General features: G+C 69.2%; 22 protein-coding genes and 1 pseudogene. 9 read left to right on the top strand and 14 right to left on the bottom strand.

Translation table 11 applies throughout. The annotated features are described in order from the left end of the window. Window positions 1-58 precede the first annotated feature (58 nt). A complete protein-coding gene (locus tag FMP39_RS26885) occupies window positions 59-1,330 on the bottom strand; it encodes a hypothetical protein (protein WP_141593005.1) in 1,272 nt (423 codons plus the stop codon). Window positions 1,331-1,588: 258 nt separating this feature from the next. Between FMP39_RS26885 and FMP39_RS26880 the strand changes: the two genes are divergently transcribed. Further along, window positions 1,589-1,807: a hypothetical protein gene (locus tag FMP39_RS26880; protein WP_228558360.1), complete on the top strand. Its 219-nt coding sequence runs from the start codon at window positions 1,589-1,591 to the stop codon at window positions 1,805-1,807. Between the two features lie 152 nt (window positions 1,808-1,959). Here the strand turns inward: FMP39_RS26880 and FMP39_RS26875 are convergent, their stop codons facing one another. The 4 genes from FMP39_RS26875 to FMP39_RS26860 all read right to left on the bottom strand — a co-directional run bounded on the left by FMP39_RS26875 (window position 1,960) and on the right by FMP39_RS26860 (window position 6,562). Beyond that, window positions 1,960-2,493 carry a hypothetical protein gene (locus FMP39_RS26875; protein WP_194858576.1) on the bottom strand — a complete coding sequence of 178 codons (534 nt, stop codon included), beginning with the start codon at window positions 2,491-2,493 and terminating at the stop codon, window positions 1,960-1,962. A 155-nt stretch (window positions 2,494-2,648) separates the two neighbouring features. Continuing rightward, a complete protein-coding gene (locus FMP39_RS26870) occupies window positions 2,649-3,362 on the bottom strand; it encodes an MOSC domain-containing protein (RefSeq protein ID WP_141593002.1) in 714 nt (237 codons plus the stop codon). A gap of 116 nt (window positions 3,363-3,478) precedes the next feature. Further along, on the bottom strand, window positions 3,479-4,000 hold the full coding sequence (locus tag FMP39_RS26865) for an Erp protein (protein ID WP_141593001.1): 522 nt from the start codon (window positions 3,998-4,000) through the stop codon (window positions 3,479-3,481). Between the two features lie 30 nt (window positions 4,001-4,030). Further along, entirely contained in the window at window positions 4,031-6,562 is a 2,532-nt protein-coding gene (locus tag FMP39_RS26860; RefSeq protein ID WP_228558367.1) for an RND family transporter, read from the bottom strand. A gap of 399 nt (window positions 6,563-6,961) precedes the next feature. Here FMP39_RS26860 and FMP39_RS26855 point away from each other — a divergent pair, with 399 nt between their 5' ends. Then, the gene (locus FMP39_RS26855) at window positions 6,962-9,442 is read left to right on the top strand and encodes an RND family transporter (RefSeq protein WP_141593000.1); all 2,481 of its coding nucleotides are present in this window, start codon (window positions 6,962-6,964) and stop codon (window positions 9,440-9,442) included. 31 nt (window positions 9,443-9,473) lie between these two features. Further along, complete coding sequence (locus FMP39_RS26850) at window positions 9,474-9,773, top strand: hypothetical protein (RefSeq protein WP_141592999.1); 300 nt, start codon at window positions 9,474-9,476, stop codon at window positions 9,771-9,773. 12 nt (window positions 9,774-9,785) lie between these two features. Here the strand turns inward: FMP39_RS26850 and FMP39_RS26845 are convergent, their stop codons facing one another. Continuing rightward, on the bottom strand, window positions 9,786-10,658 hold the full coding sequence (locus tag FMP39_RS26845; protein WP_141592998.1) for a hypothetical protein: 873 nt from the start codon (window positions 10,656-10,658) through the stop codon (window positions 9,786-9,788). 201 nt (window positions 10,659-10,859) lie between these two features. Between FMP39_RS26845 and FMP39_RS26840 the strand changes: the two genes are divergently transcribed. The 3 genes from FMP39_RS26840 (at window position 10,860) to FMP39_RS26830 (ending at window position 14,304) form a co-directional block, all read left to right on the top strand. Then, complete coding sequence (locus tag FMP39_RS26840; protein ID WP_141592997.1) at window positions 10,860-11,909, top strand: NAD(P)/FAD-dependent oxidoreductase; 1,050 nt, start codon at window positions 10,860-10,862, stop codon at window positions 11,907-11,909. Further along, window positions 11,890-12,816: an AraC family transcriptional regulator gene (locus FMP39_RS26835; protein WP_141592996.1), complete on the top strand. Its 927-nt coding sequence runs from the start codon at window positions 11,890-11,892 to the stop codon at window positions 12,814-12,816. The genes FMP39_RS26840 and FMP39_RS26835 overlap by 20 nt, the downstream gene beginning before the upstream one ends. A gap of 90 nt (window positions 12,817-12,906) precedes the next feature. Continuing rightward, a complete protein-coding gene (locus FMP39_RS26830; RefSeq protein WP_141592995.1) occupies window positions 12,907-14,304 on the top strand; it encodes a DUF4340 domain-containing protein in 1,398 nt (465 codons plus the stop codon). Between the two features lie 16 nt (window positions 14,305-14,320). Here the strand turns inward: FMP39_RS26830 and FMP39_RS26825 are convergent, their stop codons facing one another. After that, window positions 14,321-14,749, bottom strand: coding sequence for a hypothetical protein (locus FMP39_RS26825; protein WP_141592994.1), 429 nt, complete (start codon window positions 14,747-14,749; stop codon window positions 14,321-14,323). 153 nt (window positions 14,750-14,902) lie between these two features. Between FMP39_RS26825 and FMP39_RS26820 the strand changes: the two genes are divergently transcribed. Next, window positions 14,903-15,307: a hypothetical protein gene (locus FMP39_RS26820; protein WP_141592993.1), complete on the top strand. Its 405-nt coding sequence runs from the start codon at window positions 14,903-14,905 to the stop codon at window positions 15,305-15,307. 12 nt (window positions 15,308-15,319) lie between these two features. On the opposite strand, the gene FMP39_RS26815 is transcribed toward FMP39_RS26820, so the two are convergent. The 6 genes from FMP39_RS26815 to FMP39_RS26790 form a co-directional block, all read right to left on the bottom strand. Next, the gene (locus FMP39_RS26815) at window positions 15,320-15,901 is read right to left on the bottom strand and encodes a dual specificity protein phosphatase (protein ID WP_011550581.1); all 582 of its coding nucleotides are present in this window, start codon (window positions 15,899-15,901) and stop codon (window positions 15,320-15,322) included. Then, window positions 15,898-16,896, bottom strand: coding sequence for a hypothetical protein (locus FMP39_RS26810; protein WP_141592992.1), 999 nt, complete (start codon window positions 16,894-16,896; stop codon window positions 15,898-15,900). The genes FMP39_RS26815 and FMP39_RS26810 overlap by 4 nt, the downstream gene beginning before the upstream one ends. Next, a complete protein-coding gene (locus FMP39_RS26805) occupies window positions 16,886-18,136 on the bottom strand; it encodes a GtrA family protein (RefSeq protein WP_141592991.1) in 1,251 nt (416 codons plus the stop codon). The genes FMP39_RS26810 and FMP39_RS26805 overlap by 11 nt, the downstream gene beginning before the upstream one ends. Next, window positions 18,129-19,055, bottom strand: a complete 927-nt coding sequence (locus FMP39_RS26800; protein ID WP_141592990.1) for a phosphatase PAP2 family protein — start codon at window positions 19,053-19,055, stop codon at window positions 18,129-18,131. Before FMP39_RS26800 ends, FMP39_RS26805 begins: the two co-directional genes overlap by 8 nt. After that, a complete protein-coding gene (locus tag FMP39_RS26795) occupies window positions 19,033-20,367 on the bottom strand; it encodes an inositol-3-phosphate synthase (RefSeq protein ID WP_141592989.1) in 1,335 nt (444 codons plus the stop codon). The genes FMP39_RS26800 and FMP39_RS26795 overlap by 23 nt, the downstream gene beginning before the upstream one ends. Window positions 20,368-20,765: 398 nt before the next feature. Then, window positions 20,766-21,293: a pyridoxamine 5'-phosphate oxidase family protein gene (locus FMP39_RS26790; RefSeq protein WP_141592988.1), complete on the bottom strand. Its 528-nt coding sequence runs from the start codon at window positions 21,291-21,293 to the stop codon at window positions 20,766-20,768. A gap of 124 nt (window positions 21,294-21,417) precedes the next feature. Between FMP39_RS26790 and FMP39_RS26785 the strand changes: the two genes are divergently transcribed. Beyond that, window positions 21,418-21,912 carry a hypothetical protein gene (locus tag FMP39_RS26785; RefSeq protein WP_090486584.1) on the top strand — a complete coding sequence of 165 codons (495 nt, stop codon included), beginning with the start codon at window positions 21,418-21,420 and terminating at the stop codon, window positions 21,910-21,912. A gap of 7 nt (window positions 21,913-21,919) precedes the next feature. Here FMP39_RS26785 and FMP39_RS26780 read toward each other — a convergent pair whose 3' ends face one another. After that, window positions 21,920-22,903: an aldo/keto reductase gene (locus FMP39_RS26780; protein ID WP_141592987.1), complete on the bottom strand. Its 984-nt coding sequence runs from the start codon at window positions 22,901-22,903 to the stop codon at window positions 21,920-21,922. Window positions 22,904-23,073: 170 nt separating this feature from the next. Here FMP39_RS26780 and FMP39_RS26775 point away from each other — a divergent pair. Continuing rightward, window positions 23,074-23,589, top strand: a pseudogene (locus FMP39_RS26775) (hypothetical protein); the annotation flags it as partial.

The raw sequence follows: 23,589 nt of genomic DNA, 5'->3' as shown, positions 1-23,589 counted from the left end.
CTCGATTCTGATGGAAAGGCCTGCCCAATGTGGGATGGCACCTCTGGGCTGGCAAGCGTCACGCGGCGACAGCGTGGTCCAGTGAGCGCCAGGTCCCCAGCGCCCAGTCCTGCTCGTCCGGGTCGTCGAAGCTCACCACACACAGGGCGCGGCGCTTGCCCGAGGTGCACAGGGCGGTCAGCCGGCACTCGCCCGGTTCCATGCGGAGTGAGGCCCGTCCGCTGACCCGCTTGCCGTGGTGCTCCAGGTCCATCGCGCGGCGCTCCATGAAGGAGGGCATGAGGCTGTCGGCGCCACCGTCCTCCAAGGGGACGAAGCGCACGCTGCGCCGATGGTCCCGGGCCACCCAGGTTCCATCCTGCAGGTGCGCCTCCGCGAGCGACCCCGGGATGCGAATCTCCCAGCCCGCTGGCAGCGCCACCTGGACCTCGCCGCGCCGGTAGCCCATGGGCGGGCCGCCAGATGCCTGCGAGGCGCGCTGGTGGACTTCCTCGGCCAGGGTGCCTCCCACGCCCAGGAAGCCGAGCACCTCCTGCCACTCCCGCCACGGATAGGCCAGGGACGGGTCCTCGCGCCAGGCCTGCTCCAGCAGGCGGGCCACGTCGCGCATCAGGTGGCGCTCGTCGTCCAGCAGCGGTGGCCGCCAGACCACGTCCGTCCACAGGCGGCACCGCGCGCGATTGAGCCGCATGCGCGCGTCGATGCCCGGCGTCCACCAGGGGAACACGTCGATGCCCCTGCGCGGGTCCTCGTACACGTCCACCAGCCAGCGTGCGTCGCGAGGCCCCAGCGGCGTCAGCAGTGCACCGGGATATTCGAAGGTGTGGCCGAAGCGCATGGACAGCGCGAAGCCGGACTCGCCCTGACGGCGCATGCGCAGCACCCACCCCACGGCTTCCTGGAGCGACGCCAGCATGTGCACATCCACGGGCCCGGCGTCTCCCGTGTGGAAGTAGCCGGTGGGGTCACCCCCCTTTGAGGACGCGCGGCCCTCCGCCCAGAGGATGCCGAGCGCGTCACCCATGGCTCTCAGCGTGTCGCAGAGGAAGCGGTGGTAGCCGGGGCCCACGGCGGACGTCTCCGCGGACACGGAGACGTGGGCGCCCGAGGTGGCCGCCAACACGACCTCGCCCGCCGCCGGATGCAGCCGCAGCCGGAGCGTGGGGGCACCCAGGGGGCCGGTGCCCAGTACGGCGCTTTCGAGCAGCTCGCCATGGTGCTCGTGGAACCACGACGACATCCGCTGGAGCCAGGGGATGGGGCCCTCAGGAGGAGAGAACAGGTGTTCGCTTCTCCGTCGCCTGCCGGCCAATGCCAACTTCACGCTCATCGCATCCCACCCAGCTTTTGAACCGAGGTTCAGGTTCGTTTGACTATTTCAGCGTGGCTCTCCTTGAAGGTGCCACTGACGGGCAGTGGCTGCCCGCTCGTCCTCAACGTGGTCACGCACGGCAGGCGTGGGTTCATCCATACGGCGGGCCGTGTGCGGGTCTCCAAGAGAAAGTCATAAGCATCCGTTCAGGCAGGCGGCCAGATGCCAGGTGCCCATTTCGGAGGGGGGCCCCAGGTTGGAGGAAAGGAGGCCGCCATGAGCAAGAAGGACGTGTTGCACATTCCACCTGAAGCCGTACCCACCGCGCCTGACCGGAATGCAGACACCGAGGACGAGCAGCGCTCGCCGCGCGGCAGTCCGCCCGCGCTGCAGCCGGAGGGTGGTCCCGCCGGCACGCCGGGGACGGGTGGCAGCCAACGCATCATCGAGCCGGTGAAGTCACCGCAGCCGTATCCGGGCTTCAGCGTGAGCTGAGTTCCACGCTGATGACACACGGGGCGATGCCCTAGGCACAGGCGCCGCGGGCATCATCTCTTCTTTCGCCGTCATGTCTTGCGCCACAAAGGGCAATGCCCGCGGCATGGTCTCCGCGGGCATCGTCTTGTTGCGGTGAAGTGAGGGCCGGCCTAGCGCGTCGAGCCCGTCTCCGGGAGCGGCGTGGGCGGCGTCATCCGGGTGTCCGGGTCCGTCATGCCGCTGCCGCCGGTACCCGGCTCCAGCCTGGAGTCGTCAGCGGCATCCAGCTCATCGGTGTCCGTGTTGTCGAGCGGCTCCACGTCACCCGCGCCGCCCGTGCCCGGCTCGCTGCTCATGTCCGGGTCGAGGTTCGGGTCCACCTCCGTGCCGGGGCCGCCGGTGCCTGGGTTCAGCGTCGGGTTCGCGTTGGGGTCCACGCTGTTCGGGTCCACGGTCTCCGAATCGGGCGACAGGGCCGGGTCATCCATGCCCGTGCCGCCCGTGCCAGGTGGTGTCGTGGTGTCCGTGCTGGTGTCTGTACTCGTGCCGGTGTTCGGGTCACTCATCGTGCCCATGCCGCTGGTGTCAGTGGTGTCTGTCGTTTCTCGGGTCGCGCCCGAGTCGGACTTACAGGCGGTGCCAAATGCGAGGGCACCGGCGGCGAGAGAGGCAAGGACGGCCTTCGTCTTGAGGAACTTCGTCATGGTTCGTTCTCCGGTCGGTTTGTGTCTGACTGCTGCTGGCCGGGAACGTGAGCAGCCGATGGGCGGTCTGCTAGAGGCCCCTCCCATGGCCGCCTGCCCTTCAGGCGGCGGCGGAAATGAGACGCGGGGACGGCTTGCCGTGCGGGCAATGTCTTTCAGTCGGCGCTGTTGGGGCCCACCAGCCGCAGGCGGTCGTCTCCGCGGTTGCCCTGCGCGCGTCTGCGGAGCGAGTCACGCCAGTTCGGCGTCAGCAAGGGACACTCCGCCAGCAGCGCGGCGTCCTCCGGCGCGTGGCCGTGCATGGCGTGGTTGGCGAAGGCGATGGTGAAGGTGGGAAAGGGTCGCTCGAGCAACGCCACCGCGTCGCCTTCCTGGACGGGCCCTTCTTCCAGCACGCGGTAGTACCAGCCGGTGCGGCCGGTCTGCTGGAGCAACAGCGACAGGTCGCGCTGTCCCCAGCGGCGCGCGGGCTTCCAGCAGGGCTGGCGAGGTTGGGATACCTGCACGCGTGCGCCGCCCACGCGCAGCACGTCTCCGATGCAGACGTCCGCTTCCGTGACCTGGGAGAGCACCCAGTTCTCACCGAAGGCGCCGGGGCCCACGTCGGCGCGCGCCAGGCGTTCGCGCCAGAAGTCGTAGTGCGTGACGGGATAGGCGAAGACCGCCTTCTCCGGGCCGCCGTGGACCTTGCGGTCCGCCTGCCCATCTCCGGCGAGTCCCGTGCGTGACAGCCACACCGGGCCCGTCACCGGCTCCTTGAAGATGGCGCTGGTCCAGGGCCGCTCCAGCGGCGAGGCGGCGCCGGCCACGCCCAGCTCCCGGGGCATGCCCACGCGCAGCGTCAACACGCGCGTCACGAGGGTCTCCATGCCCGCGGGACAAAGCAGGCGCGGGCGCGCCTGTCCAGCATGGCAACGCCCCATCCGCGGCGCCGCGAGTCCCGCGGTGCCGGATGGGGCGCTGCCTCAGGGTGACGCCGCGAGGGCTAGAAGCCGGTGCCGCCGTCGTTCACGACGCCGGAAGGCGCGGGGACGGTGTTGGATGTCCCGGTGCCCGTCGGGGCGCCGAGTTCGGGCGTGGTGCCGATGCCTGGCGTGGGCAGCACCCCGGAGCCGCCCGTGCCCGCGTCCGTGTTGTAGGGCGTGGTGCCCGGAACGGTGGACGTGGAGCCCTCCGCGCCCGTGTTGTAGGGCGTGGTGCCCGTAGCGCCGGAGCCGCCCGTGCCCGGCGTCGTCGTGGACGTTCCCGGGGGCAGGGTGTTGGGGTTCGTCGCCGGGGGCAGGGTGTTGGGGTTCGTGTTCGTCGAGCCCGTCTGCGGCGTCGTGCCGGGGCCCGTGCCCGGCGTGGTGTTGCCCGGCGCAGTGCCCGGCGTCACCGTCTGTCCGGTGGACGGGTCCACCTGCGCCACCTGCACCGGAGCCTCCGTCGCGCTACACGCGGTTCCCAACGCCAGAGTACCCGCCAGTGCTCCGGCCCACATCCAACCCCGCTTCATCTGCTTCGCCATGCTGCTCCCTCCGTCGTGGGTGTGTGTGTTTCAGCTTGCGTGCGTGGGCTCGCCGCGCCCCGAATGGCGCGGCGGCTCCCGTTTCTGCGATTCCTTTCGGGCGGAATGGCGCTTCAGCCTGCGCTCCGACAGCACCAGCAGCAGGGCCGGGAAGGCCACCAGCATGATGAGGAGGTTGGTGGCGAAGCCCAGATTGGCAAGTGCGCCAATGGAGTTGAGGCCCGGGTGGTCAGCGAGGAAGAGCGCACCGAAGCCCATCGCGCTGGTCAGCAAGCCGCCGCAGATGGCCTTCCCCGTCTCCGAATACACCGACACGAAGTCATGGCCCGGTGACGACAAGCGCGTCAGCAGGTGCACCCCCGCGTCCACCGTCGTTCCGATGAGAATCGGGATGACGAGAATGTTGAGGTAGTTGAACTCCAGCCCCAGCAGCGGCATCAGCCCCAGCAGCGCCACCAGTGACACCACGGTGGGCGCCATGCACAGCAGGGCGATGCGCAGGCCGCCCAGCGTCAGCCACATGGCCAGCAATACCGCCAGCGTGGTGCCGCCGAGGATGCGTGGTGCCTCGTGCGTCACCATGTCGAGGATGTCCGCCATCACCATGGATTCGCCGGCCGCGGAGACGCGCGTGCCTTCCGGTGTCCCCACGCCGCGAACCTCCCGCGCCAGCGTGCGGACCGCCCTCCCGTCCGACTGGTTCACGGACGGGTAGACCATGACGAAGCCCCCCGACGTGCCCTGCCGGCCCAGGAACTGTTGCTGGACGCTCGGCGGCAGGTCGTCACGGGTGAAGGGCGGTGAGGCCGCCTGCCTGCGCAGCGACGCCACCTGCTCCCGTTGCCGTGCATCCAGCCGGTCCTCCGGGACGCGCTCCAGCAGCCGCGAGATGTCCTGGAGGACGCGCTGCTTGCGAGGCTGGTCCTCGGGCACCAGCGAGGACAGGGAGGCCACGAAGTCGATGGTGGAGTCCTTGCCTCGCTCGCGTTGCCGCGCGTGGAGCCGCTCCACCATCGCCTGTTCCTCCTCGGGCGATTGCGTGAGCACCACCACCGGTGTCTGCGAATAGCCGATGAGCCGGTTGACCTCGCGGTCCAGCGTGAAGGACGGCAGGTCCTGGTCCTCCAGCGAGCCGAAGTCGAAGTCGAAGCGCACGCGCCCCGTCTGGCTCATCAGCCCCAGCAGCAGCACGGCGGACACGGCGGTGATGACGTGCCGGCGGCGTAACAGCAACTGGCCCGTGGGGGAGCGCGCGGTGATGACGGAGGAGCGCCGGGGTGTCCACCCCCAGCGCGAGGCCAGGCCCAGCAGCGCGGGCAGCACCAGCACGTAGGCGGCGATGAGCACCACCATGCCCACGCCCGCGATGACGCCGAACTCACGGAACGCGCGGAAGCGCGAGGTGCCCAGCACGAAGAACGTGACGGCCGCCACCAGCGCGGAGACGAGCGCCGCGCCGCCAGTGTGTGTGAAGGACGCGCGCGTGGAGTCCTCGGACGTGTGGCCTTCGCCGCGCAGGTGCAGGTAGCGCCCCAGCAGGTGGATGCCGTGCTCCAGGCCCAGCCCTCCGAGGATGGCGCCCAGGAAGCCCGTCAGGAGATTGACCTCGCCGAAGACGAGCGCCACCAGGCCGTACGTCCACGCCAGGCCCGCGCCCACGGGCGTCAGCACCAGCCCCACCGCCAGCGCGCTGCGGAAGTGGAAGAGGAGGTAGAGCAGCATCAGCGCGGTGGCCACCGCCGAGGCCACGCCGATGTCGCGCGCAATCTGCTTCTGCTGGTCCAGCTTCTTCTGGAAGGTGCCGGTGATGTCTACCTTGAAGCCGGGCCCGTACTTCGACAGGTCCTGCGCGGCGAGCAGCCCGCGCACCTCATCGGTGACCTTGCGCGAGAAGCCCAGGTCCGCGGACGTGGTGTCCGGCTTGGCCAGGAGCACGATGCGGCGCTGGCCCTCATCCAGGTAGTAGTCTCCCTGGCTGGTGGACAGCCGCTGTCCGGCTCCGCCCGCGTACTTCGCCTCCAGGTCGGAGAAGTCCAGGGACGGCGGCTCCTCCTCCACCAGCGGCACGTAGAGCGGGTTGGCCTGCTGCTGTTCCCACTGGAGCCGCGCATCCAGGCGGCGGTGCACCTCCCGCAGGTCCTCTTCCGACAGGAAGTACAGGGCCCGGTCGCGGAAGAAGGCGCCGGGGCGCTGCGCCTCGACGAAGCGGATGCCGGGCAGGGCCTCCAGCTTGGGCGCCAGGTCATCCGCGAAGCGCTTCAGGGACTCGGGGTCCGCGCCTTCCCCCACCACCGCCACCCAGCCGAGCGCGCCGAAGCGGCGCTCCAGCTCCCGCAGGTCCTGCACGCTCTCGAAGGAGGACGGGAGCAGGTCCACGAGGTTGGCGTTGAGGTGCAGTCCTCGCGCGAGGAAGCCACCCAGGGCGGCCAGCACCAGCGCCAGCAGCAACGCCAACACCGGACGCCGGTGGTTGTGCGCGGCCATCGCGCCCAGTGCGCGCTCCACGCGCCCCATCCAACGCGGCTCGCCCGGAGGTGTCGTGTCGTTCGGATGCGGTCCCATCATCGGCTCGCGGCCACCACCCGCGGCCCCGGACCTCCCGGTCGCGCGGAGGGCGGAGCGGCTTCCCCTCCCTCGTGTGCTCGCATGCGCGAGCCCGTGTCGCCGGGGAACGTGACCACGGTGGGGGTGCGATGCAGACGTCCACGTCTGCTTGTCTGCCCACCGGGTAGGGCCAGCCAACAGCGCGGATGGAGGCCATCCAACCCGTCACATCCTCCAGGGCGGCGGCGTGTCGGGTGTCACAAGCAGGCGAGCATTCGCTCAAGGGGTGCATTACATGAGGCAGGTGATTCGCAGCCTTACTTTCCGCCTCACGGCATAAACGCGTTGACTCTCCCGTTAGCGCGTGCCCAAGGTGTCCGGCGATTCGGCCAGTCAACAGATGCAGGTGTCGCAAGCATGAGTGAGAAGCGTTGGTCGGAGCGGTTCGAAGGCGCCATGGGCCGCCTGGCGGTGCGGAACCACCGGAAGCCCTTCCAGGCGCTGCTCCTGGCTCTGGTGCTCACCGTGCTCGGCGCGTACTTCGCCAGGACGCTGACGCTCAACGCGGACTTCGTGGGACTGCTGCCGAAGAACTTCCCCAGCGTTCAGGACATCGAGAAGCTGCGCAAGCGCTTCGGCGGTCAGGGCAACGTGGTGGTGGTGGGGATGGGCGCGGATCCGGAGGTGCTCAAGCGCTTCGCGGACGACATGGCGCCGAAGCTCGGGGCGCTGTCGGAGATTCGCTACGTCTCCCACCAGCGGCCCCGGTCCTTCTTCGACGAGCATTCGCTCTACTACGTGGACGTCGAGGACCTGGAGACCATCCAGGAGCGCATCGACGCGCGCATCCTCTGGGAGAAGCAGCAGGCCAATCCGCTCTTCGTCTCGCTGGTGGAGGAGGACCCTCCGTCCGTGGACTTTGCTGACATCGAGCAGAAGTACACCGGCCGCGCCAACCAGCGTCTCTCCGGGCAGGGCGACCTCTATTACATCAACCCCACCGAGCGCATGGTGGTGCTGATGGCGAAGCCTCGGGGCAGCGCCGCGGACCTGAACTACTCGAAGAAGGTCGTGGGCCAGGTGGAGGACTTCCTGGCGCAGCAGGACCTGTCGAAGTACGGGCCCGGCTTCAAGACGGCCGTCACCGGCACCTTCAAGAAGAAGATTGATCAGCAGCGCGTCATCGTTGGCGACCTGGCGAGCGCGTCCACGCTGGCCATGGTGTTGCTGCTGGCGTACCTGGCCTTCCACTTCCGCAGCGCGTTGTCGGTGGGCCTCACCATGGCGCCAGTGATGGCGGGCCTGGGCTGGACGTACGGCTTCGTGGGGCTGGCCTACGGGCAGGTGAACCTCCTGACGGGCTTCCTCGCGGCGGTGCTGGGCGGTCTGGGTGTGGAGCACGGCATCCACCTGTTGGGGCGCTACACGACGCTGCGCTCGGAGGGGATGAACTCCGAGGAAGCAGTGGATGAGTCCTTCCGGCACACCGGCTTCTCCGCGCTCATCGCGGCGCTGGTGGCGGCGCTCACCTTCCTCAGCCTGGCCATGTCGGAGTTCAGGGCGTTCCGCGAGTTCGGCATCATCGCCGCGGTGGGCATGCTGGTGAGCATCTTCTCCTACGTGCTGCTGCTGCCCGCGCTGCTGGGGCTGGCCACGCGCTTCGGCTGGTCGCCGCGGGTGCAGCAAGAGGGGGCGGCCGGGCCGCTGAGCCTGCTGGCTCGCTGGTTGCCGCGCTCCTACCGGGGCGTGGGCATCGTGGTGGGCGTGGGCGTGCTGGCGCTGGTGTCACAGGCGTACCGCATCTCGTTCAACTACGACTCGCGCACGCTGGAGGACTACAAGCAGGCGTCAGCGGTGCTGGACCAGAAGGTGAACGACATCCTGGGCTACTCGCAGACGCCGGTGGTGGTGCTCACCGATTCGCAGGAGATGGAGCGCGAGGTGGTGCGCCAGTTGGAGGCGCGCAAGGCGGCGCGGGGGAAGGAGTCCACCATCGACTTCGTGGGCGCGCTGGATGACCTGGTCCCCAAGCGGCAGGACGAGAAGCAGGCCATCCTCCAGGCCATCTCCGCGAAGTTGGAGAAGCTGGACCCGGAGCGGCTGCCCGAGGACACGCGCAACACGCTGGTGCGCGCGCTGAACATGGCGAAGGCGAAGCCCTTCACCCAGGAGGCCCTGCCTACCAGCGTGCGGCACCAGTTCGAGAGCCTGGATGGCAGCACGGGCGGCGTGGTGCTGGTGTACGCCGGTGGCGTCAGTCTGTCGGACGGCGAGGGCACGCGGAAGTTCGCCAAGGAAGTGCGTGGCCTGCAGATGCCGGACGGCAGTCAGGTGTCGGCGGCGGGTGAGGCGCTCATCCTGGCGGACATCCTGGACATGGTGTCCCGCGAAGGGCCGCGCATCCTCGCGGCGGCGGTGCTGAGCGTGCTGGTGGCCATGTGGCTGACGCTGGGCAAGCTGCGCACCGCGCTCATCTGCATGTTGCCCACGCTGCTGTCCGTCGTCGGCCTGGTGGGGCTGATGTCGCTGCTGGGGCTGCAGTTCAACTACCTCAACATCATGGTGCTGCCGGTGCTGGTGGGCACCACGGTGGACGCGGGGGTGCACCTGGTGCAGCGGCTGGGCGAGCGCGGCGCGGACTTCGTCTCCGTGTACGCGGAGACAGGCCGGGCCATCATGGGCGGCCTGCTGACGAGCGCCATCGGCTTCGTCGCGCTCATCCTGGCGAAGCATCCGGGCCTCAACTCCATTGGTGACCTGGCCAACCTGGGCTTCGGCATCAACCTCATCATCGTGTTGCTGGGCTTCCCGTCGCTGCTGCTGATGGTGGAGCGCTGGCGCCGCAAGCACAGCACGTCCTCGGAAGAGCAGACGGAGCAGCCCGCGCCGGAGGCGTGAGGGTCGCTGGCCGCTGGCTGCTTCGCTCGATATGAGTGCCGTGAGGTGGGCGATGACGCGGATGTGGATGCGGAGCAGTGGGCAGCGGTGGCTGATGCTGGCGACCGTCGGAGCGGCGGCCCTGGCCGGCTGCCGTCACGGTTCGGAGCGCGAGGAGAAGAGGGGCGAGACGCGCTGTGCCGAGTCTCGGAACCTCACGTGTGTCACCGGGGTGAATTGCACCATGGACCGCGAGCGCGGCTGTGAGGTGTGCCGGTGCTCCACGGCGAGCGGGCTGGAGCCCACCGATAATCGCAGGCCTGCGGCCATGGAGCCGGAGCGGCGCTGGTAGTCGCCGCGTGCTTCAGCACCCGATGACGGGATAGTCCGCGGGGCGCAGGAGGAGGCGCCACGCGTTCCCCTCGCGGAAGAGCAGCCCGGTGACGGCCTGCCCCTTGAGTCCCACGTGGACCAGGTACTGCGTGTCGCCGCCGACGCGCAGTGAGGCGACGAGCTCCGTGCTGGCCTCGCCGTAGTCCGCGAAGCTGACGACGAGTGGCCGCCGGTCGACGTAGAGCAGGGATGCGCCAGGGGAGTCGCCCGGCGCGATGTGTGGCGCGCCCGGGAAGCACTCCAGCCGGGTGAAGGGGCCCTGTCGTTCCTGAATGCACGAGTCCAGCGGGACGCGTGTGTCGTCGTTCTGGCCATCGCGGCTGGACTCCAGCGTCACATGCCCTTCGGGCGAGGTCTTCCACCGGTAGCCAGGGGCGGGGAAGCCCGCGGGCGTGAAGGGTTCGGAGCCTTCGTCCACGGGATGCTCGAACGCGTCCGAGGTCCACTGCCCCGGGACAGGACGCTCCCGCGCCGTCTTGGGCGCGGGCATGCTCACCGTGCCGGTGACGGTGCCCGCCAGGGCCACGATGTGCTCACCGATGTCCGGCGTCCCCTTCGCCTGTGTGTAGACGCCCACGGTGTGGCAGACGGGCGGCAGGTCCACGCCCTCTTCGCCCGTGCACACGGCCTCCGTCCGCTGGAAGCGCGCCACCGCCATGCCCTGCGTGCCGACGAGCGTCATGACCTGGAGCCGTGAGGCCACGTCCTCCGGCGCATGCTCGCCCAGGACGACGCGGGCGGTGCGGCCGGAGAACGCTTCAATTTGGTACGGCGCGGTCCACCGCTCCTCGGCGGCGGCCCCGAACGAGGCCAGCGTGACTCCCAGCACCATGGCGTAGCGCATGACGTCCTCCTGATGAGGGCTGGGATAGCAACGCGCGTACCAGGGCCTGGAGGCTCGGACTGCGGCCCGCCAGCCACACCCTGGTGTCAGGCCGCCCGCCGTGGCGCCGCTCGAGGGGGGCCGCAACGAACGCGCGAATCCGCCGATTCGGCGTGAAGCCGCGCCCTCCCGGGGCCGGGGGCCGCCGGTTAGCACTTCTCCATGGCGAATCGGGCGGCGTGGACGCGCCGTGAGGCCCTGGCCCTCGCCGGGCTGGGACTGGCCGGTGCCGTGCTGCCCCTGGGCTGCAGACACGCAATGGACGCGACGAGGACGGATGACATGGAGCGCAAGGACGTGAAGGACGTGGTGGTGGTGGGTGGTGGCCCCGGGGGTTTGAGCGCGGCGCTGGCGCTGGGGCGTGGCCGCAAGAAGGTCCTGGTGTGCGACGCGGGGACGCCTCGGAACGCGGCAGCAGAGGAGGTGCACACCTACCTCACGCGGGATGGCATCCCGCCCCGGGAGTTCCGGCGTGTCGCCTGGGAGCAGATGCGCCCCTATGACGTGGAGCTGCGCGAGGCGCGGGTGCTGGACGTCGAGCGCGCGGGGACGGTGTTCCGCGTGGCGCTCGAAGGGGGCGGCGTGGTGGAGGCCCGCCGGGTGCTGCTGGCCACGGGGATGGTGGACGTGATGCGCGAGCTGCCCGGTTACAGCGACTTGTGGGGCAAGGCCATCTTCCAGTGCCCGTACTGCCATGGTTGGGAAATCCAGGACCGGGCCTGGGGCGTGCTGGCCACGAACGAGGTGTCACTCGACTTCGCCGTGATGTTGACGGGGTGGACCCGCGACCTGGTGGTGTTCGCCATGGACGGTTTCGAGGTGCCCGCCGACAAGCGTGCGCTGCTGGAGAAGGCGGGGGTTCGGCTCGAGACGCGGCGTATTCGCGGCTTCATCGCGGCCGGGGAGAAGTTGGACGCGGTGGAGCTGGAGGACGGTACCCGGGTGCCCCGGGAGATTCTCTTCGACCGTCCACCCCAGCGGCAGTCGTCGCTCGTGCAGCGGCTGGGGCTCGAGCTGAACGAGGAGGGCTTCGTAAAGCTGAAGGGCCCGGGCGAGACGTCGGTGCCGGGCATCTACGCGGCGGGGGACCTCGGCACCCGGGCGCAGGCGGCCATCGTGGCCGCGTCCGCGGGGATGATGGCGGCGGGCATGTTGAACCATGACCTGAACCTGGAACGGGCGGGCGCCGCGCATGGACCTGCTCAGGGTTGAGCCCGGCGGCTTCGCTCGCTACGAAGGGGTGATGCCGCCCGAGCCACGACCGCCGCCCTGGGGGCCCGATTCGTCGTCGCGCCTGGACTTCGAAAAAGGGCGGCTGCCGATATGGGCGGGGCGCCTTCAGGTCCACCCTCGGGACGGGCGCGCCACCGCCGTGCACGCCTACGCCGTGGTGATGCTGGTGACGCGAGGCGAGTCGAAGATGCGGCACGCGGGGGACCTGGTGGTTCGGGCGGGAGACGTCCACCTGATTCCGCCCGGAGATGCGCACGGGGCCGGCGCTTCGAACGCGGAAGGGTGGGGCGTGGCCTTCCATCCGGATGCCTTGGGCGAGGACGGTGGGGCCGCGAACCGCCTGGGGCCGTTGCTGCGGGTGCGCAAGGGCTGTCACCCCGTGCTGCGGCCCACGCTGCCGCAGCGACGGAGGCTGGCGCGGTGGATGCGCCTGCTGTCGGAGGAGGTGGCCCGGAACGAGCCGGGGGGCGAGGAAGCCGCGCGCTCGCTGCTGCGGCTGGTCCTCATCGAGCTGGAGCGCATGACGGTCCAGACAGGCGCGAGCGAGCCGCCGTCCCTGGGGCTGAGCCGCAAGGCGCTCACGTACATCGAGACGCACTGCCTGGAGCCGCTGTCGCTCGCGCAGGTGGCGAAGGCGCTGGGGCGCTCCTCCGCGCACGTCGCGGGCGTGGTGCGGCAGGAGACGGGCCGCACGGTGGGCGAGTGGATTCTGGAGTGCCGGATGGCGGAGGCACGCCGCCGGCTGCGTGGCACGGACGAGCGCGTGGACATCATCGCGGAGCGCGTGGGCTACGCGGACGTGACGCACTTCATCCGTCAGTTCCGCCGCGTCCACGGGGTGACGCCGGCCGCGTGGCGGCGCAAGGCGACGGCCGGGGCTCCATGAGCGGTCCCCTCCGAAAGTCACGGAGGGGGATGCCGAGACGTGTGGGGGTGAAGTAAGGGTTCGCTCTGGGCCCGGAGCCGAGGGAGAGCCATGAAGAAGGCGCTGGTCATCGTCGTTGGCGCAGCCGTGCTGCTGCTCGTGTTCATGTTCGTCGCCGGTGAGCAGCCGCCGGGGCAGCCGGAAGCCAGCGGTCGTGGACGCCAGTTGGACCTGTCGGGCTTCGACCCGGCCCGCGTCTCCGGGCTGGAGCTCTCGGGCGTCCGCCGCGCCACGCTGCAACGGGACGGCAGTGGGTGGACGGTCGCGGAACCGGGCTCGCCGGAGAGCCACTTCCTGGCGGATGAGGCGATGGTGAAGGGCGCGCTGGAGTCCCTGGCCCGGGTGGCCGGGGCGAAGTTCGTCACCGGCGAGGCCGACCGGCTGAACGAGTTCTGGCTGGATGATGCGCGCGGGCTGAAGGTCCGCATCCTCCAGGAGGGCCGCCCTCCGCTGGAGCTGGTGCTCGGGAAGGATGGGGCGCCGAATGGTGGAACCTACGTGCGCAAGGCGGCCAACGCGGACGTCTTCGAGCACCCCTCGTTGTTGGGTTGGTTGTGGCGTCGGCGTGTCATGGACTGGCGTGACGCGCGGCTGGTGCGGGGGGCGCCCGGGGACATCACGCAGTTGGTGTTTCGAGTCGGGGACGAAGCGCCGGTGACGGTGACGTCGAATGGCGCGCCCGGCGGCTGGCGGCTCGCGGAGGGGACGCAGGTGCCGGAGGGTTTCCGGTTCAGCTCGCACGTGGTCGAACAGGTCGTGCGGGACTTGTTGGAGGTCGAGGCGCAGGACGTGCTCGCGGGGGAGGCCGCCACGGAGGCGAAGGCCGCGCTCACCCAGGCGCATGACACGGTGGAGGCGCGCCTCAAGAATGGGAAGACGGTGGTGTTGCGGCTGAGCCGTGCGTCGGAGTCCAAGGACACCGTCTTCGTCCAGTTGGAGGGTGATGCGCGGGTGTACGAGGTGTCCGCGGTGGCGGCATCGCAGGTGCGCAAGCGACTGGTGGACTTCCGCGACCTGCTCCTGCTGCGGTTCGCGTTGGAGAAGGTGAGCCAGGTGCGCATCCAGGCCGGTGACACGACGGTGGTGGTGGCGAAGGAAGCGCAGGGCTGGGTGCAGCGTGAGCCGCAGTCGCCACCGGAGTCCTTCCGGTTCGACGCGTCACAGGTGGAGGCTCATCTCCTCTGGCTTCAGCGGCTCGAGGCCTCGCGGCTCCTCGACGCGGCGGTGCAGGACGCGCAGGCGGGCCTGTCTCCGCCCGTGGCCTCCGTGGAGGTGAGTGAGGAGGGCGGCGCCGTGCAGACGTTGTGGCTCGGGAATGCAGTGCCGGACGCACCGGCGGGCTACCAGGAGGTGTACGCCCGAGGCTCGCGCGACGGCTTCACGTATGCCGTGGAGGACAGGGCTCGCGCCTGGTTGTCGCGTGGCCTCGCACTCTTCAGCGGGCCGTAGCGTCTGCACGAGCGAGCTAGAGCTCGCTCAGAATCCGCCCGTGCCCGTCGATGGCATACGTCGCGCCCGCGTCCATGATGGGAGCGTCGAGCTCGATTCCGCATCGGGAAAGCCTGGGAAGGAAGCTGACGAAGTAGAGCTGGTCGTCGTGCTTCAATACCGTCACGTCGTAGGTGCTTCGCTGTGAGAGGCACCGTGCCAGTTCCTCGGTGCGGGCCTCTGCCTTGGCGTCCGGGGGAAGGAAGTCGTTCATCGCGACTTCGAGTGCCGCCATCGCTGGACCGTCCAGGTGCGTTCCCTGCTCCATCGAGTCAGGGAACGTCACTTTCGCTGCCTCCTCCGGCGATGCCCGCTCGGCTTTGGGGAGCTTGTAGTAGCCAAACAGGGCGCAGCCGTGCAGCAGGCTGGAACAGGCAATGAGTGCGACCAGCGGAAGCATTTTCATGACGAGGTTCCCATCATTCGACGTGCCAGCCCATGCCCTCGAACTTCCGGATGTTTCCTCTGTCCTCATACACTTGGCCAATGGGGACCCATTGACCGCCACGGAGTGGGAAACGAGCTGGCATCGACAGCAGTCGAACTGGAGGCTACGTAGATGAAACCAGTCGGCTTCATCATCCTCATGAGCCTCATGAGTGGATGCATGTACCTGCGGTCCAAGACGCCAGTTGCGCCGCCCGAGGTCTCCGCCGGTATCCAGTTCCCGGAGTGGACAAAGGAAGCCTCGACCACCGTGGATGGCACTCAGTTGAAGGCGCTCCAGCTCGCGATGGAGGACTTCCTGCCTCCCGGAACGAAGCCCCCCAAGAACGCGGATGCCATGACGCAGTGTCTCTATCGCATCGAGACGTATGACGCCTGGCTCCAGCGGGGCGAGAAGATGACTTTCGTTCACTTCACGCCCAGGGAGCAGGAGCGCTGTGGCCTGGGGCCGGAAGTCATGGACCCTGGCGCGAGCTATGCCATCAGCGATGACGGCGTCATCTTGAAGCGAGACTGAGCTGGGCGCGGCCTACGCCGCCCGCTCGGACGTCCGTGCCTGCCACGCGGCGACGAAGTCCGCGAGCCCGTTCAGCTGCCGGTCATTCAGCGTGGACTGCCACCGCGCTTGCCGCAGCTCGCGGTACGCGGTCGGCGCCTCCCAGCCGCGCGCCACCATCACCGCCAACCCCACCAGCGGGCCTCGGCCCACGCCGTGCTCGCAGTGGGTATACAGCGTGCCGCCCTGCTCTAGCCGGGGCAGGGCCCATTCCACACCCCGCATCAGCTGCTCCACCGACGGCGGATAGCGGTCCGTCACGGGCAGGTTCAGCAGTTCGATGCCCAGCGCCTTCAACGCCTCCGCGTCGTCACAGCGCTCGCCCCGCACGTCAATCACCGCGGTGATGCCGCGCGCCTTCAGCTCCGCGTACCGCGAGCGAGGCACCGCGCCACCCACGTACAGCCAGTCATTCACCTGAGACACGTTCAGCCCGCGCCCCGGCAGCTTCGTGGTCCACTCCACGCAGCGCGCCACTGAGCGCAGCACCTGCTTGCGCACCCAGCCGCGCACACCCGGCACGTGGTGCACTTCCCGCAGCAAAGCAAAACTCACAGGTCGCCCTCGAGCGTCACTTCCATCAGGCCCGTCACCGGTGCCTTGCCCTCACGCTCCAGCACCGCCCGGTGCAGGTACGTCACCGGCGAGCCCACCACCGAGCGCACCAGCCCACCCAGCACCGCGCCCAAATCCTCCACTGGCGCGCTGCGCTGCATCAGCGAGGTGGAGCGCAGCACCATGGCAGAGGAGCCATCCGCGAACAGCTCCACCGTCCACGAGCTCCGCTCCTTCACGCCTTCCCGCGCGAGCGTGAAGTGCTCCAGCAAGCGGGCCTTGGCGCCTTCCTCCCACGCGTACACAGGGCCGTATTCACCGTCCTGCCCCTCACGCGCCAGCAGCACCAGCTTCTCGCCGCCGAGCAGCGCCCGGAAGCGTACCCACCGCTTCGCGAGCTTCGCTGGCGCAATGGTGGAGCGCGTGTGGTCCGCGTACCCGCCACCCGTGTAGACGACGTCCTCGCCCTTGGGCCGCTTCACCGTCGCCTTCAACGCGCTGAAGGCCAGCGTCACCTCGTGGTGGTAGCGGTCCTTGCCCACCTCCACCTCGGTGCCTTCCTGGCCCTGGGGCGTCATGGGCGCGGCGTACTCCAGCAGCACCCGCCCGCCATCCAGCGGGACTTCCACGCGCGTGGCCCCATCCGCGGAGCGGGCCGAGCACGGCCCCATCTTCAGCGTGGAGCTCTCCTTGTCATAGCGCCAGTCGCGCGCCTTGACCTTCGTCTGCGCAGACCAGGCCTTCTGCCCCGGCGTCAGCACCGTGGTCCGGCACAGTCCGGTGCGCGAGCCGGGACCGATGTTCGTCACCGTCAGTTGTACGAAGATGAAGGTGCCGCCGTCCAGGTCGCCGATGAAGGTGAAGTTCTCCCCGTAGTTGTCACTGGGGGACAGCTTCGGCTCCAGCACCGCGCCCGCCGCCGCCACCGAGGGCAGCACGAGCGCGGTGACCACAGCCAGGCCCTTCAGCGCCTGGAGGCGCCCTTCAGGCCGCATGGGGGCGCTGCTCCATGAGCGCGTCCTCGGAAGCCGCCGCGTCGTTGCTGAAGACGTAGTCCCGCTGCAGCGGCAGGTTCCACGCGAAGTACACCACGCCGCGCACCAGCCACCACCCCAGCGCATAGGCCAGCTGCGGGTGCAGCGTCAGCAGCGCCACGCCGCCCGCGTTGAGCAGCGCGCTGGTGCCGCTCACCACCGAGTAGCGCGCCAACTGCCGCGCCACCGGGCCGTTGCTCTTGAAGGTGAGCACCCGGTTGATGGAGTAGTTCACCACCGCGCCCAGGCCGCAGCCCAGCACCGTGGCCCAGGCGGGCAGCATGCCCGCCCACTCCACCAGCGCCAGCACCAGCGCGAAGTCCACCGCCGTGGCCACCGCGCCCGCCAGGGCGTTGAGCCCGATGATGGCCTTGCCGGAGCGCGCCTCCTGACGCTTGGGCGCCAGCGCCTTCACCAGGTTGCGGAAGCGGGAGAGCGCCGTGACGTTGCTCATGACGGCCACGAAGACGAGCCCCACCACCGCGAGCCAGTGCATGGGGTGCTTCTCCTCGGGCCAGAAGACGGCCTCCAGGATGGGCGACAGCGCCGTGCCCGCGCCCATGAAGAGCACCCGCTCCAGCCGCTGCATGGCGCCGTCGCGCACGTTGACGCCCAGGCCTTCGCCCTTGGCGCGCACGTAGGGCACCAGCGAGGAGCCGAGCAGCGCCATCAGCGCGGGCAGCAGCACCCAGGTGTCCCGGTAGTACCAGGCCAGACCCATGAGCATCGCCGAGTCCACGTACCGGTCCAGCACCGAGTCCAGCGCCGCGCCCGCGGGGTTGGCCTCCTTGCGCGTGCGGGCGATGCGCCCGTCCATCACGTCCAGGATGCCTGCGAACAGGAAGAGCCAGCCGCCCAGCGCGAAGCGGCCCGCCGCCACCGCCACACCGGAAGAGATGCCCAGCAGGCCCGACAGCATGGACAGCGCGTTGGCCGGCAGGCCGGAACGCAGAATCACCGCCCACAGCGGCTGGATGACCCAGAAGAAGTAGTGCCGCAGGAAGAAGCCCACCAGCCCGTTGCTGCCGCGCTTGAGCGTCTCCTCGTCGCGGGGAATGCCCTTGAAGGCGCAGCGGATACAGAAGAGGAGCAAGCCGCCGATGAAGTACGTGCAGGCGACGATGGCCGGTGCCAGCGCCGTCCAGATGCGGGCGGACGGAGACAGGTTTCCGGTCAACCACGCCATCAGGTTCTCAAGCACGGGTGTCTCCTCTTGTAGTCAACGACACGGCCCACGGGGCGGTGGCCGTCCAACGGGCGTAGACGCTTTCGACCACCAGGAATGCAACCGCCGCCACGCCCAGGCCCGCGAGCACGTCCAGGATGTAGTGGTGCGTCAGGTATACGGCGGAGAAGGCGACGAGCAACGCGAACAGCCCGGTGGAGATGCGCCACGCCCAGCCGCGCGACCACACGAACAGCATCACCAGGAAGGGGTACGCCGCGTGCAGTGAGGGCATGGCCCCGAACACGTTGGTGCTGCGCGAGTAGAAGCTCGCGAAATAACTGATGCCCAGCAGCTCGTCGAAACGGGCGGTCCCCGCGGGGTTGGGGGGCGCGGCCAGGTCGGCCGGTCCCGGGCCGTACTGGAGCACGTACCAGGGCGGCGCGGCGGGGTAGAGCACGTAGATGACGACGCCAATGGCGTTCGCCGCCAGGAAGCCCCAGCACAGCCTTTCGAAGAGCGAGTCCTTCTTCACGAAGAAGAAGATGGCCAGGATGAAGACCTCGTACAGGTACGCCGCGTAGGCGAAGCCGCACAGCAGGTCCAAGGCCGGGGTGAAGCGCGTGGCCCACCATTCGGGCCAGTGGGTGCCGCCGGGCGCCGGGAACCACTGGCGCTCCAGCTCCCACAGGTCGCCCGTGTGGATGGGGCCCCGCAGGAACAGCCAGAGACCCTGGCTGTCCAGCAGCATCCCGGTCAGCCAAAGCGCGAGCCCACCGCGGAGGAAGCGCTGAAGGCGGGGGCCCGACCAGGCCACCCCCAGAATCAGCGCGTCCGCCGCGACGTGGTCCCACCGCAGCCGGCCGGTGGCGTACACCAGCGTCAAGTGGCTCAACCCCAGGACGGTGGAGAGCCACGTGAGCGCGGTGACCTTATTTGGAGAGCGGGAGGTCATCTCCGTAATAGTCGAGCCCGAGGTGGGTGATGGGGTCCTCGCCCGCGACGACGCGCAGCGTGTTCTTCAGCTTGGTGAGCTGGATGAAGAGGTCGTGCTCCACCGGCAGACCCGGCTGCGCCATGGGGGTCTTGAAGTAGAAGGACATCCACTCCTGGATGCCGCGCCACTCCAGCCGCTTGGCCAGGTCCAGGAACAGCGCGATGTCCAGCACCAGCGGCGCGGCCAGGATGGAGTCGCGGCAGAGGAAGTTGACCTTGATCTGCATCGGATAGCCGAGCCATCCGGTGATGTCGATGTTGTCCCAACCCTCCTTCGCGTCGCCGCGGGGCGGGTAGTAGTGGATGGCCACCTTGTGCGCGTACTTCTTGTACAGCTCCGGGTACACATCGGGCTGCAGGATGGTGTCCAGCACGCTCGACTTGGTGACTTCCTTGGCCTTGAAGGCCGCGGGGTCGTCCAGCACCTCGCCGTCGCGGTTGCCCAGGATGTTGGTGGAGAACCAGCCATCCAGACCCAGCATGCGGGCCTTGAGCGCGGGCGCGATGACCGTCTTCATCATCGTCTGGCCGCTCTTGAGGTCGCGGCCGGCGACGGCCACCGACTCCTGCTTGGCCAGCTCCTGGAGCGCCGGCGTGTCCACGCTGGCGTTGGGCGTGGCGTTCGCGAAGGGCACGCCCTCCTTGATGGCCGCGTAGGTGTACAGCGCGGTGGGGTTGATGTCCGGGCTGTTCTCGTCCAGCGCCTTCTCGAAGGCGGCCAGCGTCTTGAAGGACTCAGGCAGCGGACGGAAGGTCTCCACGCTGCTGCACACCACCATCACGGCGCGCGTCGCGTTGAGTTCCTTCTTGAAGTCGCGGATGTCCTGGCGCAGCGCTTCGATGCTCTCGCGGTGCGTCTTGGTGGCCTTGATGTGGTTGGCCTCGATGCGGCGCACGAACTCAGGGTCGTGCACGCCCTGCTTCGGCTTGATGCTCTGGAGGAACGGCTTCACCTCCTCCAGGTGCTTGTCGCTGAGCACGCCCGAGCGCACGGCCACTTCGTACGCGTCCTCACGGATGATGTCCCAGGCGCCGAAGGCAACGTCCTTCAGCTCCGCCAGAGGAACCAGCTCGTTGAGCTTCACGGTGCGCCCGTCGGTCCGCTTCCCCAGGCGGGCGGTGCCCATCTGCGTGAGCGAGCCAATGGGGTGACCCTTGCCCTTGCGCGCCAGCTCGACACCCGCCATCAGCGTGGTGGACACAGCGCCCAGACCCGGAATCAGGACCGCGAGCTTGCCGTCCGGCTTCGCGACCGACCTCTTGTTTTCCATCGTGATGTTCCTTCGTTAGACGTATTCGAGTCGGCCGTATGCGGGTCGGTACGATACCGGTCGTGCATGCGGAAAATCTCGAAAGCGGATGGTTGATACTCTAAAGCGTTCGGCACTTCAACGTCATGAGCGTGGCGGCTCTTACCACCCGAGGGCGCCGCACTCATGGATCAGGCCAGCCCGAGGTACAAGGCGAGGCGATCGACGCTGTCAGAGAAACACCAGGTCGTCAGAAGGACGACATCCACGGCACACTCCTCGGACAGGTTCGCCATGGGTTGATGGTGACCCATCCTGCTTGAAGGATGAAGAAGGTGTCAGTGGGACAGGGGAGACGGAGCCGTCGCGAGGCGCCGTCCTGCCTTGATGACGGGCCCATTCCGGTGGGCCCGTCCGGCTCAGTGGGGCAGTGGGGCGTTGTCGTCCAGGTCGAGCTTCTGGTGGTCGCCCGGTGCGTAGGGCTGTCCGGTGAAGGCGGCCTTCACCATGCCGGTGAGCTGGACCATGCGGCTGCTGGGCGTGTCCCAATACTCGGCCTTCTCCACGCGGACGCAGAGCAGGGCGAGCTCGGGGTCGTCCAGGCCGTCGGGGAACCAGGCCTTGAGGGTGGGGTTCCACAGCGCGCGGGCCTTCTCCTTGTCGAGCACCAGCCGGCAACGGCCGCTCACGGAGACGTAGCGGTCCCGGCTCGGGTCCGAGTACGCGAGGTTGACGTGGTGGTCGTGCGTCACCTCGTCGACCTTGGGGGAATGCTCGCGGGTGAAGAACCAGAGCTCTCCGTCGAAGTCTCGTGCGTGCGTCCACATGGGGCGGCTGCGCAGGCTGCCATCCGCTTCCACGGTGGTCATCATCGCGACCTTGATGTCCTTGATGAGGTCATCGAAGTGCTCGGTGACATCTTGGGTGTCCTTTTTCTTCCTGGCCATCGCTGCCTCCCTTGGGAGCACAAGGTAGGCAGCGTGGAGGTCGGCGGGCACATGGCGGTGGGTTGGCCGCCGCCAGGGCAGGCGGGCCTGTGGTAGGTGGCCGGGCAGGAAAGCGAGGGTTCGGATGCTGAAGACGGCGTGGAACGAGTGGAGCCTCAAGGCGCTGCAGTTGGAGACGGCGGTGCTGGCGCTGGAGGAGATTGACCTGCCCGAGGAGATGCACGCGCTCCAAGAGGCGGCGGAGGAGAAGCTGCTGGCGCTGGCGCGCGCGTGGAAGGCCCGTCAGCCGCAGCGCGAGCCGCGCACGTGGGAGCGCCAGACGCTGCCCGACGGCATGCCTCGCGACGCCGAGCTCAAGGACCTGGTGGAGGGCTTCAAGGAGGACGGCAAGTCGTGGACGCTGCTTCGCGCCACCAGCGACCTCAAGGAAGTGGTGGAGACGGTGGTGTCGGAAGGCCGCGCCTGCATGGCCGCGGGCGGCGAGTACTACCTGGGCCAGTGGGACGCGAAGGAGTCCGTGCTGGAGGTGGGCCGCGACGACGAAGCGGACGAGCCCGGCACGGGCCTGGTGCTGGAGCCCACGGGCGAGCTCCAGTACACGCCGGACCCGGAGCTGTAGCCGCCGCTCAGCCCTCCAGCTCCTTCACGATGCGGGCGCGGAGCTTCTCGTCGGGCATCCGGCCGAAGCCCGCGCGCACGTTGTCGGCGGCGTGCGAGGGTTTGCGGGTGGCCGGCAGGGGGCAGTGCACCGCTGGGTGCCCCAGGATGAACTTGAGGAACACCTGGGCCCAGCTGGTGCAGTCGAGGTCCGCGGCCCAGCCGGGCAGGGGACGGCCGCGCACGCGCTCGAAGAGGGTGCCGCTGGAGAAGGGCTGCATGACGAGCACCGCCACGCCGTGCTCGGCGGCGGCGGGCAGCAGGCGCTTCTCCGCGTCGCGCTCCAGCACCGAGTAGGGCAGCTGGACGAAGTCCGGCTTCTCCTCGCGGATGATGCGCTCCAGGTCATCGAAGGCGCTGCGGGCGTAGTGTGTGATGCCGAGGTAGCGGATGCCGCCCTGGGCCTTCCATTCGCGCAGGACGGGCAGGTGCGTGCGCCAGTCCACGAGGTTGTGAATCTGCATCAGGTCCATGCGGCCCTGGCCCATGCGCCGGATGGACTCCCGCATCTGCGCGATTCCTTCGTTCTTGCCGGTGGTCCACACCTTGGTGGCGAGGAAGGGCGTCTTCGCCGCGTCGAGCTTCCGCAGCAGCTCGCCCACCACGGATTCCGCGCGGCCGTACATGGGCGAGGAGTCGATGAGGCGCGCGCCCGAGTCGAGGAAGGTGCGGAGCACTTCGGCCAGGGGCGCTCGCTCGCCCGGTGCGGCGTCGAACGTCTGCCAGGTGCCGAGGCCGATGACGGGCAGCGCTTCGCCCGTGCTGGGAATGGGGCGTGTGAGCATGGCGGCTCCTCGGCCGCGCGAGGGCGCGGCGGTTTTCTCCGGGGGCTTCACGGTGGACGGGCCCGGTGCGGCCTTCTTCGCGGGCTGTGAGGCGGCGACGCCGGGCAGGAGCAGGCCACCCAGGGTCGCGGTGAGCACGTCGCGGCGGGACGGGGCACGGGAGGACATGGCGCGCGATATTAGCGGCTGCGCTGAAGTGGACAGGTGACAGTTCCGCGCGGTGCCGGTGTTCTCTTGCACGAGCGGGGCGACGACGCCTCCCGCTGATTTTTCCTGGCCCGGGTGCCCGCGCGATGCGGGCCGGGCCGCATTCAAAACAGTCCAGGAAGGTCCAGGCGATGAATCGCAAGGTCTCGGTGTGCGCGGGGATGATGGCGGCGGTGGTGGCGTTCTCGGCCTCCGCAGAGGAGACGGCGGGCGGGCCGTCCTCGAGCGCCGCGAGCGGAGCGGCGTCTGTCGATTGGCCGGGCGTGGCGCGCGAGCTGTCCGCCCCGCCGCTGGTGGCCGCGGCGGAGCAACCGGTGAGCCACACCTTGGCCGCCGGGGCGCCCGAGGGGAGCGCGTCAGCGTCCGGCGCTGTGAACCCTGTGGCGCCGTCGAATGACGCGTCCTCCATGCCCGTCGTCCCTGAGGGTGCCAATGCGCCTTCGGCAGGCGCGCCCGAGGTGAAGGCGGAGGCCGACGCGAACGAAGTGCACATTCCGTTCAGCCTCACCCTGGTGCCGGGGCTGAGCACGTCGGGTTTCCACACCGGCAACGTGGTCAACAACGTGTCCATCGGCCTGGTGGCGACGCATGCGAAGCGGGTGGATGGCCTGGCGATGTCGCTGGCAGGCAACTGGGTGGGGGAGGGT

It is taken from the genome of Myxococcus sp. AB056, from assembly GCF_006547365.1.
Taxonomy (GTDB): Bacteria; Myxococcota; Myxococcia; order Myxococcales; family Myxococcaceae; genus Myxococcus; species Myxococcus virescens.
This window is presented reverse-complemented; position numbering and strand designations above follow the sequence as displayed.